General features: G+C 63.9%; 17 protein-coding genes. 13 read left to right on the plus strand and 4 right to left on the minus strand.

Annotation, left to right across the window (positions count from 1 at the left end):
• Window position 1: 1 nt before the first annotated feature.
• From ACYCCG_RS05835 to ACYCCG_RS05850, 4 genes are read right to left on the minus strand one after another with little or no spacing between them, the layout of a single operon-like run.
• Complete coding sequence (locus ACYCCG_RS05835) at window positions 2–2,026, minus strand: methyl-accepting chemotaxis protein (protein WP_392520996.1); 2,025 nt, start codon at window positions 2,024–2,026, stop codon at window positions 2–4.
• A 47-nt stretch (window positions 2,027–2,073) separates the two neighbouring features.
• Complete coding sequence (locus ACYCCG_RS05840) at window positions 2,074–2,628, minus strand: chemotaxis protein CheW (RefSeq protein ID WP_252458848.1); 555 nt, start codon at window positions 2,626–2,628, stop codon at window positions 2,074–2,076.
• Window positions 2,625–2,990 carry a twitching motility response regulator PilH gene (gene pilH, locus ACYCCG_RS05845; protein ID WP_014592657.1) on the minus strand — a complete coding sequence of 122 codons (366 nt, stop codon included), beginning with the start codon at window positions 2,988–2,990 and terminating at the stop codon, window positions 2,625–2,627. The genes ACYCCG_RS05840 and pilH overlap by 4 nt, the downstream gene beginning before the upstream one ends.
• Window positions 2,991–3,037: 47 nt before the next feature.
• On the minus strand, window positions 3,038–3,439 hold the full coding sequence (locus tag ACYCCG_RS05850) for a response regulator (RefSeq protein ID WP_003249324.1): 402 nt from the start codon (window positions 3,437–3,439) through the stop codon (window positions 3,038–3,040).
• Between the two features lie 238 nt (window positions 3,440–3,677).
• On the opposite strand from ACYCCG_RS05850, the gene gshB reads away from it, so the two are divergent.
• The 13 genes from gshB (at window position 3,678) to phaC (ACYCCG_RS05915) (ending at window position 16,945) form a co-directional block, all read left to right on the plus strand.
• Complete coding sequence (gene gshB / locus ACYCCG_RS05855) at window positions 3,678–4,631, plus strand: glutathione synthase (RefSeq protein ID WP_252458849.1); 954 nt, start codon at window positions 3,678–3,680, stop codon at window positions 4,629–4,631.
• 91 nt (window positions 4,632–4,722) lie between these two features.
• Window positions 4,723–5,628, plus strand: coding sequence for a TonB family protein (locus tag ACYCCG_RS05860; RefSeq protein ID WP_459669712.1), 906 nt, complete (start codon window positions 4,723–4,725; stop codon window positions 5,626–5,628).
• A 169-nt stretch (window positions 5,629–5,797) separates the two neighbouring features.
• Entirely contained in the window at window positions 5,798–6,367 is a 570-nt protein-coding gene (locus ACYCCG_RS05865; RefSeq protein WP_252458851.1) for a YqgE/AlgH family protein, read from the plus strand.
• On the plus strand, window positions 6,367–6,792 hold the full coding sequence (ruvX, locus tag ACYCCG_RS05870) for a Holliday junction resolvase RuvX (RefSeq protein ID WP_003249316.1): 426 nt from the start codon (window positions 6,367–6,369) through the stop codon (window positions 6,790–6,792). Before ACYCCG_RS05865 ends, ruvX begins: the two co-directional genes overlap by 1 nt.
• 49 nt (window positions 6,793–6,841) lie before the next feature.
• Window positions 6,842–7,360 carry a bifunctional pyr operon transcriptional regulator/uracil phosphoribosyltransferase PyrR gene (gene pyrR / locus ACYCCG_RS05875; protein ID WP_176683065.1) on the plus strand — a complete coding sequence of 173 codons (519 nt, stop codon included), beginning with the start codon at window positions 6,842–6,844 and terminating at the stop codon, window positions 7,358–7,360.
• A 12-nt stretch (window positions 7,361–7,372) separates the two neighbouring features.
• Window positions 7,373–8,377 (plus strand): aspartate carbamoyltransferase catalytic subunit, encoded by a 1,005-nt coding sequence (locus ACYCCG_RS05880; RefSeq protein WP_021783749.1) that lies wholly within the window; start codon window positions 7,373–7,375, stop codon window positions 8,375–8,377.
• Complete coding sequence (locus ACYCCG_RS05885) at window positions 8,374–9,645, plus strand: dihydroorotase (RefSeq protein WP_459669715.1); 1,272 nt, start codon at window positions 8,374–8,376, stop codon at window positions 9,643–9,645. Before ACYCCG_RS05880 ends, ACYCCG_RS05885 begins: the two co-directional genes overlap by 4 nt.
• Before the next feature lie 211 nt (window positions 9,646–9,856).
• On the plus strand, window positions 9,857–10,387 hold the full coding sequence (gene hslV, locus ACYCCG_RS05890) for an ATP-dependent protease subunit HslV (RefSeq protein ID WP_003249309.1): 531 nt from the start codon (window positions 9,857–9,859) through the stop codon (window positions 10,385–10,387).
• A 76-nt stretch (window positions 10,388–10,463) separates the two neighbouring features.
• On the plus strand, window positions 10,464–11,807 hold the full coding sequence (hslU, locus tag ACYCCG_RS05895; RefSeq protein WP_459669717.1) for an ATP-dependent protease ATPase subunit HslU: 1,344 nt from the start codon (window positions 10,464–10,466) through the stop codon (window positions 11,805–11,807).
• 166 nt (window positions 11,808–11,973) lie between these two features.
• Window positions 11,974–12,351, plus strand: coding sequence for a gamma-butyrobetaine hydroxylase family protein (locus ACYCCG_RS05900; RefSeq protein ID WP_003249306.1), 378 nt, complete (start codon window positions 11,974–11,976; stop codon window positions 12,349–12,351).
• Between the two features lie 268 nt (window positions 12,352–12,619).
• Window positions 12,620–14,299 carry a class II poly(R)-hydroxyalkanoic acid synthase gene (phaC, locus tag ACYCCG_RS05905; protein ID WP_209969579.1) on the plus strand — a complete coding sequence of 560 codons (1,680 nt, stop codon included), beginning with the start codon at window positions 12,620–12,622 and terminating at the stop codon, window positions 14,297–14,299.
• A 62-nt stretch (window positions 14,300–14,361) separates the two neighbouring features.
• Window positions 14,362–15,213, plus strand: coding sequence for a poly(3-hydroxyalkanoate) depolymerase (phaZ, locus tag ACYCCG_RS05910; RefSeq protein WP_209969576.1), 852 nt, complete (start codon window positions 14,362–14,364; stop codon window positions 15,211–15,213).
• 49 nt (window positions 15,214–15,262) lie between these two features.
• Window positions 15,263–16,945, plus strand: a complete 1,683-nt coding sequence (gene phaC, locus ACYCCG_RS05915) for a class II poly(R)-hydroxyalkanoic acid synthase (protein ID WP_031322405.1) — start codon at window positions 15,263–15,265, stop codon at window positions 16,943–16,945.

Here is a 16,945-nt window from a genome sequence, read left to right on the forward strand (position 1 = left end):
CTCAACGCGGCTCGGTAGGTGGCGGCAGGGTGAATCCGGACACCGAACGGCGCATCTCGCTCGCCATGCGGGCCAGGTGGCGGATGCTGTCGGCGGTGGCACCGGAGCCGGCGGAGGTTTGCGCGGTGATCTGCTGGATCACTGCCATGGTGTGGGAGATCTGCCCGGCTGACGAGGTCTGCAACTGGGCAGCGTCGGAGATGCTGTGGATAAGGTCGGCGAGGTTCTGCGACACCCCTTCGATCTCGGCCAGCGCCACCCCGGCATCCTGGGCCAGGCGTGCGCCACGCACCACTTCGGCGGTGGTCTGCTCCATGGAGATCACCGCTTCGTTGGTATCGGCCTGAATGGTACGCACCAGCGCCTCGATCTGGCGGGTGGCAGACGATGAGCGCTCAGCCAGGCGCTGCACCTCGTCGGCAACCACGGCAAACCCACGGCCGGCTTCCCCGGCCAACGAAGCCTGAATGGCGGCATTCAGGGCAAGAATGTTGGTCTGGTCGGCAATGTCGTCGATCAGGCTTACGATGTCACCGATTTCCTGAGAAGACTCGCCCAGACGCTTGATCCGCTTGGCGGTGTCCTGGATCTGCTCGCGAATGTTGTCCATGCCGTTGATGGTGTTGTGCACCACCTCGTTGCCCTTGTTGGCGATGGCCACCGAACGCTCGGCCACCTTGGCCGATTCGTAAGCATGCGCCGAAACCCGGTCAATCGACTCGACCATGTCACCCACCGCCTCGGACGCCTCGCTGATCTGTGCGGCCTGGTGCTCGGAGGCCTTGGCCAGTTGCCGCGCGGTGTTCTGCGTGTCCTGCACGGCGGCCGCGACCTGCACTGCACTGTGGTTGATGGTGGCGACCAGATCGCGCAACTGGTCCACGGAATAGTTGATCGAGTCGGCAATGGCGCCGGTGAAGTCTTCAGTCACCGATACGGTCACCGTCAGGTCGCCATCTGCCAGCTCTTCGATTTCGTCGAGCAGGCGCATGATGGCCTGCTGGTTACGTTCGTTCTTTTCTGCGGTCTCGCGCAGTTGGCGGTTGGTGGTACGCACCATGACCAGGCCAATAAGGATGATCGAGGCCAGCGCCAGCAGGCCCAAGGCATAGCCGCCAACGGTGTCGAGGGTGCGACCGCCGGCCAGGTTCTCGAAACCGTTCGCTAGGTGCGAAGCTTCGTCGAGCAAGGTTTGCGACAGGCTGAAGATGTTGCCCGCAGCCTCACGCACACGGAACAGTTCGGGCGAGGTTTCGAGGATTTCGTCCACCGAACCGGCAACGAACTGGAACAACTCGGCGATTTCGGCCAGCCGTGCGCGGGCGTCGGCGTCTTCTACACGGGTTACCTGGATCGTCGCATTGCCATTGAGCATGCCCTCCAGCACCTGGCCAAAGCGCCCGGCGTCACGGCCGAAGGCATCGGCCGCCTGGGCGGCGCTGTCGTCACCGGCCAGGACGGTGTTGACCGAGCCAAGAATACGTTCGGCCAGCAACAGTTGGCGCTGGGCCACTGCAACCTGACTCGCCGGGGCACCGCTCTGCAGCAGGATCTCGACCACTTTTTCGTATTCCACCTGCAGCTGCGGCACGGTCTCGGCCAGGGTCGCTGCCACCTGGTGCAGCGACAGCACGGTCTGCTCGCTGGCCAGGATGATGTCGGTGTTCTTGCGCAGGTTTTCCCAGTCGCGGCGTACCGATTCCATCTCGTCACGCACCGAAGGCGGCGCAGGCGGCAGGCCAGTGGACTTGTCACCTTGGCGCAGGTAGCCCCAGCGCTGCTCGAAATCATTGCGCGCATCCGACAGCAGCTTGAAGGCCAAGGCCTTGCCGGTGGCCGCCTCGGTGGCGTTCTTGGCGATACGCTGCGACAGCACGCGCAGTTCGCCGGCATGGCCGATGTACTGCTTGTCGTAGTTGGATTGGGTATTCAGGTAAGCAAAGTTGGCAAACAGCAATATGATCGAGAGGATCAGTATCAGGAACAGCACGGTGATCTGCGCGATGCTGCGGGTACGTGGGCTCACGGTGGTGGCAGTGACGGGGGTGGCAGGCTTGTTCACGTTCGCAGGTCCTATAACGCCACATCGAGAAAGCCCGGCGCCTGGGCCAGGGCAAAGGGGCTGAAGATTGCCCAGTTACGTTCACGCGGAAAATACCCCTGCACAAAGCGTGCAGCGGCAGCGATCAGAGGCTGCGGCGGCGACAGCTGCAGGCTGTCGAGGGCAAAGTGCTGAAGGCCCAGCACCTCGTCGACCAGCAAGCCGACGAACAGGTCGTCGTGATCCAGCACCAGCACTCGCCGCTGCTTGCCCGGTGCAGCGTGGCCCAGGCCGAAGAAGCAGCTCAAGTCCATCACCGGCAACAGCCGGCCACGCAGGTTGGCCACCCCGCACACCCACGGCTGCACGCCGGGGACGCGGCTACTGCGCGGTTCGCGCAGCACCTCGGCCACTTCGCCCATGGGCGCGACGAACCACTGCCCGGCAATGCGAAAGCCAATGCCGCTCCACTGCTGCACGCGGTTGTCCTGCAGCGGCTGGTCGGCGACCAGCAGGCGGCAGCGCCGGTCGATGTCCAGCAACAACTCAAAGGCGGTCAGCGACGCGCCTTGCGGGCGGGTGGTCAAGCCCCCAGCACTTCTTTGAGCTTGGCGATCAGCGCCTCCTCTTCCACCGGCTTGGTCAGGAAGTCACGGGCACCCTGGCGCGTGGCCCAGATACGGTCGGTTTCCTGGTCCTTGGTGGTTACCACGATCACTGGAATAGCGCTGGTTTCCGGGTCCTTGCTGAGCTGGCGGGTGGCCTGGAAACCGTTCATGCCAGGCATGACAATGTCCATCAACACCGCGTCGGGCTTGTCCTGCCGGGCCAGAGCCACGCCGTCGGCACCGTTGCTGGCCTTGAGCACCTGGTAGCCGTGCTTTTCCAGCCATTCGGTCAATCTGTACATCTCTGTCGGCGAGTCGTCGACAATCAGAACTCGGGCCATGCTGTTTCCCCATCAGGAAAGTAGGACCGCGCCATGGCGGGGCTCGGTCAGGGTGCGTGTTGTTGAGGTGTGGCAAACCCGGGCACATGGGCGCGGATCGCGTCGAGTAGTTCTTCCTTGCTGAACGGCTTGGTCAGGAACTGATCGGAACCGACCACCCGGCCGCGGGCCTTGTCGAACAGGCCATCGCGCGACGACAACAGGATAACCGGGGTGTCCTTGAAGGCACTGTTGTGCTTGATTACCGCGCAGGTCTGGTAGCCGTCCAGGCGTGGCATCAGCACATCGACGAAAATGATGCTGGGCTGATGGTCGACGATCTTGGCCAAGGCATCGAAGCCATCGCTGGCAGTGATCACCTCGCAACCCGCTTCACCGAGCAGCATCTGCGCGGTGCGGCGGATCGTGCGGGAATCGTCGATCACCATCACCTTCAGGGGTTGTTCCATAGATGCCTACCAGTAGGATTGAAGCCGCAAGTTGCAAGCGGCAAGCTGCAAGAAAGCAGCTCGGCGCATGGATGCTCTTTTCTTGAGGCTTGTAGCTCAAGGCTTGCAGCTGCATTTTTAGCATACTCCGGGTGGCCATTCCATCTGCCGCGCCCCTTGACCGGCGGCGTTCGCGGCGCCACCCTGAGCCACTTTTCTTTCGATCCACCGCGGCCACCTGCCGCCAAGAGGAACCCCCATGAGCGTTCGCCTCGGCATTGTCATGGACCCCATCGCGTCCATCTCCTACAAGAAGGACAGCTCGCTGGCCATGCTGCTGGCCGCCCAGGCACGCGGCTGGAGCCTGTTCTACATGGAACAGCAAGACCTGTATCAGGGCGAAGGCAAGGCCCGCGCCCGCATGCGGCCGCTGAACGTGTTTGCCGACCCGGCGCGCTGGTTCGAACTGGGCGAGGAGCAGGACAGCCCGCTGGCCGAGCTGGACGTGATCCTGATGCGCAAGGACCCGCCCTTCGATATGGAGTTTGTCTATAGCACTTACCTGCTGGAGCAAGCCGAGGCCGAAGGCGTACTGGTGGTAAACCGCCCGCAAAGCCTGCGCGACTGCAACGAAAAAATGTTCGCCACGCTGTTCCCGCAATGCACCACCCCAACCCTGGTCAGCCGCCGCCCGGACATCATTCGCGAATTCGCTGCCACGCATGCCGACGTGATCCTCAAGCCACTGGATGGCATGGGCGGTACGTCGATCTTCCGTCACCGGGCGGGCGACCCCAACCTGTCGGTGATCCTGGAAACCCTGACCGCACTGGGTGCCCAGCAGATCATGGCCCAGGCCTACCTGCCGGCAATCAAGGACGGCGACAAGCGCATCCTGATGATCGACGGTGAGCCAGTGGACTATTGCCTGGCACGTATTCCGGCCAGCGGTGAGACCCGTGGCAACCTGGCCGCTGGCGGGCGTGGCGAAGCCCGCCCACTGACCGAGCGCGACCGCTGGATCGCCGCCCAGGTCGGCCCGACGCTGCGCGAGAAGGGTCTGCTGTTCGTTGGCCTGGACGTAATCGGCGACTACCTCACCGAAATCAACGTCACCAGCCCCACCTGTATTCGCGAAATCGATGCCGCCTACAACACCGATATCGGTGGCAAGCTGATGGATGCCATTGATCGCAAGCTCAAGGCACGCTGACAGCCAACGCGAAGTAAAGCCGTAGAGTGGGGTATGATGCCGGTCCTATTCGACTGAGCTGCTGCCCCGCCCTGCGGTTGCTGGATACCTGATGACGCTGCCCGCTGACGTCCCTGCCGACCTGCTGCCTCCCCGTGTTCGCCCTGCGGACCGGCTCGGCTTCACCCTGTTCCTGGCTGCGCTGGTGCACCTGGCGCTGATCCTCGGCGTGGGTTTCACCGTGGTCAAGCCTGCCGAAATCCGCCACACCATGGACATCACCCTGGCCACCTTCAAGAGCGAGAAGCCGCCCGAGAAGGCTGACTTTCAGGCCCAGGACAACCAGCAAGGCAGCGGCACCCTGGACAAGAAAGCGGTGCCCAAGACCACCGAACTGGCGCCTTTCCAGGACAGCAAGATCAACAAGATCACCCCACCGCCTGCGGCCAGGCCCGAGGTGGTTCCACCCCCTACCCCGAAAAAGTCGGCGGTGGTGACTACGGCGCCCAAGCCGCACAAGGTCGAACCCAAACCCAAGGAAAGCAAAGCACAGCCCAAGCCAGCCGCACCGGTGCCGGACTTCGACAGCTCGCAGCTGTCCAGCCAGATCGCCAGCCTGGAGGCAGAGCTGTCCAACGAGCAGCAGATGTACGCCAAGCGCCCGCGCATCCATCGCCTGAACGCCGCGTCGACCATGCGCGACAAGGGCGCCTGGTACAAGGAAGAGTGGCGCAAGAAGGTCGAGCGCGTGGGCAACCTGAACTATCCCGACGAAGCACGACGAAAGCAGATCTACGGCAACTTGCGCATGATGGTGTCGATCAACCGCGATGGCTCGCTGTACGAGGTGCTGGTGCTGGAATCATCCGGCCAGCCCGTGCTGGACCAGGCGGCGCAGCGCATCGTGCGGCTGGCGGCGCCGTTTGCACCGTTTACCGGGGACCTGGCCGAGTTCGACCGGCTGGAGATCATCCGCACCTGGCGCTTTGCCCGTGGGGACCGTTTGTCCAGTAACTGATTTTCTGCCTGTTCCGGCCCCTTCGCGGGCACGCCCGCTCCCACAGGTTGCTAACCGGCTCTGAAGCCTGTGGAGTACCGGTGGGAGCGGGCATGCCCGCGAAGGGGCCGGCACAAGCGACACAAAGCCCACCTTGTCAGTCTCGCCACCTGGCGCCACACTATCCCCCATGAAAACCCTCGCACCGAGCTACCTCAAGCACCAGTTCCTGATCGCCATGCCGCACATGGCCGATCCGAACTTCGCCCAGACCCTCACGTACATCGTCGAGCATAATGAGCATGGCGCCATGGGCCTGGTGGTCAACCGACCACAGGAACTGAGCCTGGCCGACATCCTCGAGCAACTGCGCCCGGACGAAATGCCGCCGGCCAGCACCTTGCAGGTGCCGATCTACCAGGGTGGCCCGGTACAAACCGACCGCGGTTTCGTGTTGCACAGCAGCGAGTGCAGCTTCCAGGCCAGCGTGGCGCTGGAAGGGCTGTCGCTGACCACGTCACAGGACATATTGCTGGCTATCGCCGCCGGGGTGGGCCCGAAGCAGAGCCTGATCACCTTGGGCTATGCCGGTTGGGAAGCGGGCCAACTGGAAGCGGAGCTGGCCGACAACGCCTGGCTGAACTGCCCGTTCGACCCGGACATTGTCTTCGGGATGGCCAGCGACCTGCGCCTGGAGGCTGCGGCCGCCAGCCTGGGGATCAACCTGCACCTGCTGACCAGCCAGGCGGGCCACTCCTGATGGCTGAGCTACGCCTGCTGCTGGGCTTCGACTATGGCAGCAAACAGATCGGCGTGGCCGTCGGCCAGGTGATTACCGGCCAGGCCCGCGAACTGTGCACCCTGAAGGCGCAGAACGGCGTACCGGACTGGGCCCAGGTGGAAAAGCTGATTGCCGAATGGAAGCCAGATGCCATTGTGGTCGGCCTGCCGCTGAACATGGACGGCACGCCCAGCGAAATGAGCGCCCGCGCCGAAAAGTTCGCCCGCCGCCTGAACGGCCGCTTCAACCTGCCCGTGCACACGCACGACGAGCGCCTGACCACCTTCGAGGCCAAAGGCGAGCGCATGGCCCGTGGCGGCCAGCGTGGCAGCTACCGCGACAACCCGGTCGATGCCATTGCCGCTGCCTTGTTGCTGCAAGGCTGGCTGGAGGCCAATACCTGATCTTCTTTGCCGCCGGGCCCACCCGGCGCACCCTTCCGAGGAGCCCGCAATGAGCCTACCCAATCCCGCCGAGCTGATCCGGCAGATGGCTGTCGACCTTCGTGCCCATCTGGCACGCCGGGCAATCACCGAGCCCCGTTACATCGGTATCCGCACCGGCGGTGTCTGGGTTGCCCAGGCCCTGCAGGAAGCCATGGGCGACACCAGCCCCATGGGCACCCTGGACGTGTCGTTCTACCGCGACGACTTCAGCCAGAACGGCCTGCACCCGCAAGTGCGCCCGTCCGAGTTGCCGTTCGAGGTCGAAGGCCAGCACCTGGTGCTGGTGGACGACGTGCTGATGAGCGGTCGTACCATCCGAGCGGCGCTCAACGAACTGTTCGATTACGGCCGCCCGGCCAGCGTTACCCTGGTCTGCCTGCTGGACCTGGATGCCGGCGAACTGCCGATTCGCCCGAACGTGCTCGGCGCCACCCTGTCGCTGGCCGCCCATGAACGGGTAAAATTGACCGGACCCGCACCGCTCGCCCTCGAGCGCCAGGACCTCGCCTCCGCTTCCGCCCTTTAAGAGTCCCCCGCGATGACGCCAATCGACGCCAAGCGCCCGCTGCAGCTCAATGATCAGGGCCAGCTGCGCCACTTCCTCTCGCTTGACGGTTTGCCCCGCGAACTGCTCACCGAGATCCTCGACACCGCCGACTCCTTCCTGGAAGTCGGCGCCCGGGCTGTGAAAAAAGTCCCGTTGCTGCGCGGCAAGACTGTGTGCAACGTGTTCTTCGAGAACTCGACCCGTACCCGTACCACCTTCGAACTGGCAGCCCAGCGCCTGTCGGCCGACGTGATCAGCCTGAATGTGTCGACCTCCTCGACCAGCAAGGGCGAGACCCTGTTCGATACCCTGCGCAACCTCGAAGCCATGGCGGCCGACATGTTCGTCGTGCGCCATTCCGACTCCGGCGCCGCGCACTTCATCGCCGAGCACGTGTGCCCGGAGGTTGCCGTGATCAACGGCGGCGACGGCCGCCACGCGCACCCGACCCAGGGCATGCTCGACATGCTCACCATCCGCCGCCACAAAGGCAGCTTCGAGAACCTGTCCGTGGCCATCGTCGGCGACATCCTGCACTCGCGTGTGGCCCGTTCCGACATGCTCGCCCTCAAGGCACTGGGCTGCCCGGACATTCGCGTGATCGGCCCGAAAACCCTGATCCCGATCGGTATCGAGCAGTACGGTGTGAAGGTCTACACCGACCTCGCCGAAGGCCTGAAAGACGTCGACGTGGTGATCATGCTGCGCCTGCAGCGTGAGCGCATGGCCGGTGGCCTGCTCCCCAGCGAGGGCGAGTTCTACCGCCTGTTCGGCCTGACGACTGCACGCCTGGCCGCGGCCAAGCCCGATGCAATCGTCATGCACCCGGGCCCGATCAACCGTGGCGTGGAAATCGAGTCGGCGGTTGCCGACGGCAAGCACTCGGTGATCCTCAACCAGGTCACCTACGGTATCGCCGTGCGCATGGCCGTGCTGTCCATGGCCATGAGCGGGCAGAACGCGCAACGTCAATTCGACCAGGAGAACGCCCAGTGACCATCAGTATTCTCGGCGCCCGGGTCATCGACCCCAACAGCGGCCTGGACCAGGTCACCGACCTGCACCTGGACGGCGGCCGCATTGCCGCCATCGGTGCCGCACCGGCCGGTTTCAGCGCCAGCCGCACGATCCAGGCTGATGGCCTGGTCGCTGCGCCCGGCCTGGTCGACCTGGGCGTGTCCCTGCGCGAGCCGGGTTACAGCCGCAAAGGCAACATCGCCAGCGAAACCCGCGCTGCCGTTGCCGGCGGTGTCACCAGCCTGTGCTGCCCGCCGCAGACAAAGCCAGTGCTGGACACATCGGCAGTGGCCGAGCTTATCCTTGACCGCGCCCGCGAAGCCGCCAACAGCAAGGTCTACCCGGTCGGCGCCCTGACCAAGGGCCTGGAAGGCGAGCAACTGGCCGAACTGGTGGCCCTGCGTGACACCGGTTGCGTAGCATTTGGCAACGGCCTGAAGGAAATCCCCAACAACCGTACCCTGGCCCGCGCCCTGGAGTATGCCGCCACCTTCGATCTGACGGTGGTGTTCCACTCCCAGGACCGCGATCTGGCCCAGGGCGGCCTGGCCCACGAAGGTGCCATGGCCAGCTTCCTCGGCCTGCCAGGCATCCCGGAAAGCGCCGAAACCGTGGCCCTGGCGCGCAACCTGCTGCTGGTGGAACAAAGCGGCGTGCGTGCGCACTTCAGCCAGATCACCAGTGCCCGTGGCGCGCGGCTGATCGCCCAGGCCCAGGCCTTGGGCCTGCCGGTGACCGCCGATGTAGCGCTGTACCAGCTGATCCTCACCGACGAGTCGCTGCGCGAGTTCTCCAGCCTGTACCACGTGCAGCCGCCACTGCGCACCGCTGCCGACCGTGACGGATTGCGCGAGGCGGTGAAGTCGGGGGTGATCCAGGCAATCTCCAGCCACCACCAGCCGCACGAGCGCGACGCCAAGTTGGCACCGTTCGGCGCCACCGAGCCGGGTATCAGCAGCGTCGAGTTGCTGCTGCCACTGGCCATGACCCTGGTGCAGGACGGCCTGCTCGACCTGCCAACTTTGCTGGCCCGTCTGAGCAGCGGCCCGGCTGCCGCCCTGCGCCTGCCGGCCGGGGAGCTGAAAGTGGGGGGCGAGGCCGACCTGGTGCTGTTCGACCCACAAGCGTCCACCGTTGCCGGCGAACAATGGTTCTCCCGCGGCGAGAACTGCCCGTTCATCGGCCACTGCCTGCCGGGTGCGGTGCGTTATACCTTGGTCGATGGCCACGTCTGCCACGAGGCCTGAGTAACATGCTTCGCGGGCACGCCCGCTCCCACAGGATCACCACAACTCCAAGGCATGTGGTAACCCTGTGGGAGCGGGCATGCCCGCGAATGCCTTCACATAGTCCCCCCGCCAAGCGCGACCATTCATCCCCCCCGGTTGAAATCCTTCCCCCCACCCCCATATGAGTCTGCATCAGGCACTTTCGCCCCGCTGCGTGGAGACTCTCCCCTTGACCACAATCGTTTCTGTCCGCCGTAACGGCAAAGTCGTCATGGGCGGCGACGGCCAGGTATCCCTTGGCAACACCGTGATGAAAGGCAACGCCAAGAAGGTGCGCCGCCTGTACCACGGCCAGGTCATCGCGGGCTTCGCCGGCGCTACCGCCGACGCTTTCACCCTGTTCGAGCGCTTTGAAGGTCAGCTGGAAAAACACCAGGGCCACCTGGTACGCGCCGCCGTCGAGCTGGCCAAGGAATGGCGTACCGACCGCTCCCTGAGCCGCCTGGAAGCCATGCTCGCCGTGGCCAACAAGGATGCATCCCTGATCATCACCGGCAACGGTGACGTGGTCGAACCCGAAGACGGCCTGATCGCCATGGGTTCCGGCGGCGCCTATGCCCAGGCCGCAGCCCGTGCCCTGCTGAACAAGACCGACCTCTCGGCCCGCGAAATCGCCGAGACCGCCCTGAACATCGCCGGCGACATCTGCGTGTTCACCAACCACAACCTGACCATCGAGGAGCAGGACCTGGCCGACTGATTCAGCTGTTCTGGCGCCCCTTCCCGGCGAAGGGGCTTTTCCACGCTGACTCATCTGCCCAAGGACCGTATTGATCATGTCCATGACCCCCCGCGAGATCGTCCACGAACTCAACCGCCACATCATCGGCCAGGACGACGCCAAGCGCGCCGTGGCCATTGCGCTACGCAACCGCTGGCGGCGCATGCAGCTCCCTGCCGAGCTGCGTGCCGAAGTCACCCCCAAGAACATCCTGATGATCGGCCCTACCGGCGTCGGCAAGACCGAAATCGCCCGCCGTCTGGCCAAGCTGGCCAACGCGCCGTTCCTCAAGGTCGAAGCCACCAAATTCACCGAAGTGGGCTACGTGGGCCGCGACGTCGAGTCGATCATCCGTGACCTGGCCGATGCCGCGCTGAAGATGCTGCGCGAGCAGGAAATCATCCGCGTGCGCCACCGCGCCGAAGACGCCGCCGAAGACCGCATCCTCGACGCCCTGCTGCCCCAGGCGCGCGTCACCAGCTTCAGCGAAGAAGCCGCACAGACCAGCAACGACTCCAACACTCGCCAGCTGTTCCGCAAACGCCTGCGCGAAGGCCAACTGGACGACAAGGAAATCGAGATCGAAGTGGCCGATGCCGTCGGTGTCGAAATTGCTGCGCCGCCCGGCATGGAAGAAATGACCAACCAGCTGCAGAGCCTGTTTGCCAACATGGGCAAGGGCAAGCGCAAAGCGCGCAAGCTGAAGGTGAAAGAAGCGCTGAAGATGGTTCGCGATGAAGAAGCGAGCCGCCTGGTCAACGAGGAAGAGCTCAAGGCCAAGGCCCTGGAAGCGGTCGAACAGCACGGCATCGTGTTTATCGACGAAATCGACAAGGTTGCCAAGCGTGGCAACGTTGGCGGCGCCGACGTGTCCCGCGAAGGCGTGCAGCGCGACCTGCTGCCGCTGATCGAAGGCTGCACCGTCAACACCAAGCTGGGCATGGTCAAGACCGACCACATTCTGTTCATTGCCTCGGGTGCCTTCCACCTGAGCAAGCCGAGCGACCTGGTGCCCGAGCTGCAAGGCCGCCTGCCGATCCGTGTCGAGCTGAAGGCACTGACCCCGGAAGACTTCGAGCGCATCCTGCAAGAGCCGCACGCGTCGCTGACCGAGCAGTACCAGGCATTGCTGAAGACCGAAGGCCTGAACATCGAGTTCCTCGCCGACGGCATCAAGCGCCTGGCCGAGATTGCCTACCAGGTCAACGAGAAAACCGAAAACATCGGTGCCCGCCGCCTGCACACCCTGCTCGAGCGCTTGCTCGAAGAGGTGTCGTTCAGTGCGGGCGACCTGGCCAGCACCCATGACGAAGCGCCGATCCAGATCGACGCGGCGTATGTGAACAGCCACCTTGGTGAGCTGGCACAGAACGAAGACCTGTCGCGTTACATTCTGTAAGACCGGTTGCGACAGCTTCGCGGGCACGCCCGCTCCTATACGGACCACCACAGGCCCAAGGCATGTCGTGATCTGTGCAGGGGCGGGCTTGCCCGTGAAGAGGCCCTTGAATCCCTTTCCCATAAGCTGGAAGCTGTGCTTCATCAGCTCCCGAGAGATTCTGCCCATGGCCCGCCTGCCTACCGCCATCAACCTGCACAAAGCCTCCAAAACCCTCAGCCTCACCTACGCGCCCGGCGAGGTCTACCACCTGCCCGCCGAATTCCTGCGCGTGCACTCTCCCTCCGCCGAGGTCCAGGGCCACGGCAATCCCATCCTGCAGTTCGGCAAGATCAATGTCGGCCTCAGTGGCCTGGAACCTGCCGGCCAATATGCACTGAAACTGACCTTCGACGACGGTCATGACAGCGGCTTGTTCACCTGGGAATACCTTGAGCAACTGTGCTTGCGCCAGGAACAACTGTGGGCGGAGTACCTCGACGAGTTACACAAGGCCGGCAAATCCCGCGACCCGGCCGAATCTGTGGTCAAGCTCATGCTCTAGCGCAAGGCCTGCGGGGTTTAGAGCGCATTTTCTAAATTCATCTGTTTGAATGACTTGAAGACAGCCCAGTGAAGGGCTGTCTTGCGCATTACACGAAAGTCGGGTAACCAATGTGTGTGGCAAGTTCCCTGCATGGCTTTTCAGGTCGTCAGGAGCCACGCAGCACCGCTGTTCCTTATCACTGGTCACCCGAGTAGCAGTACCGGGCTCAGGGCTGTGCACCCGCCACAGCAACCGGTACTCGTCTCAGGACAACGGAGCGTCGTAGATGAGTAACAAGAACAACGATGAGCTGCAGCGGCAGGCCTCGGAAAACACCCTGGGGCTGAACCCGGTCATCGGCATCCGCCGCAAGGACCTGTTGAGCTCGGCACGCACCGTGCTGCGCCAGGCCGTGCGCCAACCGCTGCACAGCGCCAAACATGTGGCTCACTTTGGCCTGGAGCTGAAGAACGTGCTGCTGGGCAAATCCAGCCTGGCCCCGGAAAGCGACGACCGTCGCTTCAATGACCCGGCCTGGAGCAACAACCCGCTGTACCGCCGCTACCTGCAAACCTATCTGGCCTGGCGCAAGGAGCTGCAGGACTGGGTCAGCAGCAGCGACCTGTCCCCCCAGGACATCAGCCGCGGCCAGTTCGTCATCAACCTGATGACCGAGGCCATGGCGCCGACCAATACCCTGTCCAACCCGGCTGCGGTCAAACGCTTCTTCGAAACCGGCGGCAAGAGCCTGCTCGATGGCCTGTCCAACCTGGCCAAGGACATGGTCAATAACGGCGGCATGCCCAGCCAGGTGAACATGGATGCCTTCGAAGTGGGCAAGAACCTGGGCACCAGCGAAGGCGCGGTGGTATACCGCAACGATGTGCTGGAGCTGATCCAGTACAGCCCCATCACCGAACAGGTGCATGCCCGCCCGCTGCTGGTGGTACCACCGCAGATCAACAAGTTCTACGTGTTCGACCTCAGCCCGGAAAAGAGCCTGGCGCGTTTCTGCCTGCGCTCGCAGCAGCAGACCTTCATCATCAGCTGGCGCAACCCGACCAAGGCCCAGCGCGAGTGGGGCCTGTCCACCTACATCGATGCGCTGAAAGAAGCCGTCGACGCGGTGCTGGCGATTACCGGCAGCAAAGACTTGAACATGCTCGGCGCCTGCTCCGGCGGTATCACCTGCACCGCGCTGGTGGGCCACTATGCCGCCATTGGCGAGAACAAGGTCAACGCCCTGACCCTGCTGGTCAGCGTGCTGGACACCACCATGGACAACCAGGTCGCATTGTTTGTCGACGAGCAGACCTTGGAGGCTGCCAAGCGCCACTCCTATCAGGCGGGCGTGCTGGAAGGCAGCGAAATGGCCAAGGTGTTCGCCTGGATGCGCCCCAACGACCTGATCTGGAATTACTGGGTAAACAACTACCTGCTCGGCAATGAGCCCCCCGTGTTCGACATCCTGTTCTGGAACAACGACACCACGCGCCTGCCGGCCGCCTTCCACGGCGACCTGATCGAAATGTTCAAGAGCAACCCGCTGACCCGCCCCGACGCCCTGGAAGTGTGCGGCACCGCGATCGACCTGAAACAGGTCAAATGCGACATCTACAGCCTCGCCGGCACCAACGACCACATCACCCCATGGCCGTCATGCTACCGCTCGGCACATCTGTTCGGCGGCAAGATCGAATTCGTACTGTCCAACAGCGGGCATATCCAGAGCATCCTCAACCCGCCGGGTAACCCGAAGGCACGTTTCATGACCGGTGCCGACCGCCCGGGCGACCCGGTGGCCTGGCAGGAAAACGCCATCAAGCATGCAGACTCCTGGTGGTTGCACTGGCAGAGTTGGCTGGGCGAGCGTGCCGGCGCGCTGAAAAAGGCACCGACCCGCCTGGGCAACCGTGCGTATGCCGCCGGTGAAGCCTCCCCAGGCACCTACGTTCACGAGCGTTGAGTTACAGCGCCGTGGCGGCCTGCAAGGCGCCACGGTGTTTACTTCACCCAAGAGTCACGTGCATGCCGCAACCCTATATCTTCAGGACCGTCGAGCTGGACAACCAGTCCATCCGCACCGCTGTTCGCCCCGGCAAGCCGCACCTGACGCCGTTGCTGATCTTCAACGGCATCGGCGCCAACCTCGAGCTGGTGTTTCCTTTCATCGAAGCACTTGACCCGGACCTGGAAGTCATCGCCTTCGATGTGCCCGGGGTCGGCGGCTCGTCTACGCCACGCAACCCGTACCGCTTCCCTGGGCTGGCCAAGCTGACCGCGCGGATGCTCGACTACCTCGACTACGGCCAGGTCAACGTCATCGGCGTGTCCTGGGGCGGCGCCCTGGCCCAGCAGTTTGCTCACGATTACCCCGAGCGCTGCAAGAAGCTGGTGCTGGCCGCCACCGCTGCCGGTGCGGTCATGGTGCCAGGCAAGCCCAAGGTGCTATGGATGATGGCCAGCCCCCGGCGTTACGTGCAGCCATCGCATGTCATCCGCATTGCGCCGATGATCTATGGCGGCGGCTTCCGACGTGACCCCGACCTGGCCATGCACCATGCCGCCAAGGTGCGCTCCGGCGGCAAGCTGGGCTACTACTGGCAGCTGTTCGCCGGGCTCGGCTGGACCAGCATCCACTGGCTGCACAAGATCCAGCAGCCCACCCTGGTACTGGCCGGCGACGACGACCCGCTGATCCCGCTGATCAACATGCGCCTGCTGGCCTGGCGGATTCCCAATGCCCAGCTACACATTATCGACGACGGCCATCTGTTCCTGATCACCCGGGCAGAAGCCGTCGCCCCGATCATCATGAAGTTCCTGCAGGAAGAACGTCAGCGTGCGGTCATGCATCCCCGTCCGGCCTCGGGGGGGTGAAACAGCTGCGGCCTGACAGGGGAAATGGATTAGACGAGGGAGTGTTGCCATGAAAGACAAACCGGCCAAAGGATCGACAACGCTCCCCGCCACCCGCATGAACGTGCAGAACGCCATCCTCGGCCTGCGCGGCCGCGACCTGCTTTCCACGCTGCGCAACGTCGGTCGCCACGGCCTGCGCCACCCGCTGCATGCCGCGCATCATCTGCTGGCGCTTGGCGGGCAGTTGGGGCGGGTAATGCTGGGGGATACGCCTTACCAGCCAAACCCGCGTGACGCACGCTTCAGTGACCCGACCTGGAGCCAGAACCCGTTCTACCGCCGCGGCCTGCAGGCCTATCTGGCCTGGCAGAAGCAGACACGCCAGTGGATCGATGAAAGCCACTTGAACGACGATGATCGAGCCCGCGCCCATTTTCTGTTCAACCTGATCAACGATGCGCTGGCGCCCAGCAACTCACTGCTCAATCCGCTGGCGGTCAAGGAGCTGTTCAACACCGGCGGCCAGAGCCTGGTACGCGGCGTGGCCCACCTGCTCGACGACCTGCGTCACAACGATGGGCTGCCGCGTCAGGTGGACGAGCGCGCCTTTGAAGTGGGCGTTAACCTGGCCGCAACCCCTGGCGCAGTGGTATTTCGCAACGAACTGCTGGAGCTGATCCAGTACTCGCCGATGAGCGAAAAGCAGCACGCACGCCCACTGCTGGTCGTGCCGCCTCAGATCAACAAGTTCTACATCTTCGACCTCAGCGCTACCAACAGCTTTGTCCAGTACATGCTCAAAAGCGGCTTGCAGGTGTTCATGGTCAGCTGGCGCAACCCCGACCCACGCCACCGTGAATGGGGCCTTTCCAGCTACGTGCAAGCCCTGGAGGAAGCGCTCAATGCCTGCCGCAGTATCAGCGGCAACCGCGACCCCAACCTGATGGGCGCCTGTGCCGGTGGCCTGACCATGGCCGCACTGCAAGGCCACCTGCAAGCCAAGAAGCAGTTGCGCCGGGTGCGCAGTGCCACGTATCTGGTCAGCTTGCTGGACAGCAAGTTCGAAAGCCCGGCCAGCCTGTTCGCCGATGAACAAACCATCGAAGCGGCCAAGCGGCGCTCCTATCAGCGTGGCGTGCTGGACGGTGGCGAAGTGGCGCGGATCTTTGCCTGGATGCGGCCCAACGACCTGATCTGGAACTACTGGGTCAACAACTACCTGCTCGGCAAGACACCGCCGGCTTTCGACATCCTGTACTGGAATGCCGACAGCACGCGCCTGCCCGCCGCGCTGCATGGCGACCTGCTGGAGTTTTTCAAGCTCAACCCCTTGACCTACGCGTCCGGGCTGGAGGTGTGCGGTACGCCGATCGACCTGCAGCAGGTCAATATCGACAGCTTTACCGTGGCCGGCAGCAACGACCACATCACGCCATGGGATGCGGTGTACCGCTCGGCGTTACTGCTGGGTGGCGAGCGGCGCTTCGTGCTGGCCAACAGCGGGCATATCCAGAGCATCATCAACCCGCCAGGCAACCCCAAGGCCTACTACCTGGCCAACCCCAAGCTGAGCAACGACCCGCGCGCCTGGTTCCACGATGCCAAGCGCAGCGAAGGCAGCTGGTGGCCGTTGTGGCTGGAGTGGATCACCGCCCGCTCCGGCCTGCTCAAGGCGCCGCGCACTGAACTGGGCAACGCCACTTACCCACCGCTAGGCCCCGCGCCAGGCACCTACGTGCTGACCCGATGA

The sequence above is a fragment of the Pseudomonas sp. VEM90 genome (genome assembly GCF_054611535.1).

Bases quoted from the DNA above. Each gene is read 5' to 3' on its own strand.
- ACYCCG_RS05850 (WP_003249324.1), bottom strand. From the start codon at position 3,439: ATGGAACAACCCCTGAAGGTGATGGTGATCGACGATTCCCGCACGATC.
- pilH (WP_014592657.1), bottom strand. From the start codon at position 2,990: ATGGCCCGAGTTCTGATTGTCGACGACTCGCCGACAGAGATGTACAGA.
- phaC (WP_209969579.1), top strand. From the start codon at position 12,620: ATGAGTAACAAGAACAACGATGAGCTGCAGCGGCAGGCCTCGGAAAAC.
- ACYCCG_RS05865 (WP_252458851.1), top strand. From the start codon at position 5,798: ATGAAAACCCTCGCACCGAGCTACCTCAAGCACCAGTTCCTGATCGCC.
- ruvX (WP_003249316.1), top strand. From the start codon at position 6,367: ATGGCTGAGCTACGCCTGCTGCTGGGCTTCGACTATGGCAGCAAACAG.
- gshB (WP_252458849.1), top strand. From the start codon at position 3,678: ATGAGCGTTCGCCTCGGCATTGTCATGGACCCCATCGCGTCCATCTCC.
- ACYCCG_RS05900 (WP_003249306.1), top strand. From the start codon at position 11,974: ATGGCCCGCCTGCCTACCGCCATCAACCTGCACAAAGCCTCCAAAACC.
- ACYCCG_RS05880 (WP_021783749.1), top strand. From the start codon at position 7,373: ATGACGCCAATCGACGCCAAGCGCCCGCTGCAGCTCAATGATCAGGGC.
- pyrR (WP_176683065.1), top strand. From the start codon at position 6,842: ATGAGCCTACCCAATCCCGCCGAGCTGATCCGGCAGATGGCTGTCGAC.
- ACYCCG_RS05860 (WP_459669712.1), top strand. From the start codon at position 4,723: ATGACGCTGCCCGCTGACGTCCCTGCCGACCTGCTGCCTCCCCGTGTT.
- hslU (WP_459669717.1), top strand. From the start codon at position 10,464: ATGTCCATGACCCCCCGCGAGATCGTCCACGAACTCAACCGCCACATC.
- phaC (WP_031322405.1), top strand. From the start codon at position 15,263: ATGAAAGACAAACCGGCCAAAGGATCGACAACGCTCCCCGCCACCCGC.
- phaZ (WP_209969576.1), top strand. From the start codon at position 14,362: ATGCCGCAACCCTATATCTTCAGGACCGTCGAGCTGGACAACCAGTCC.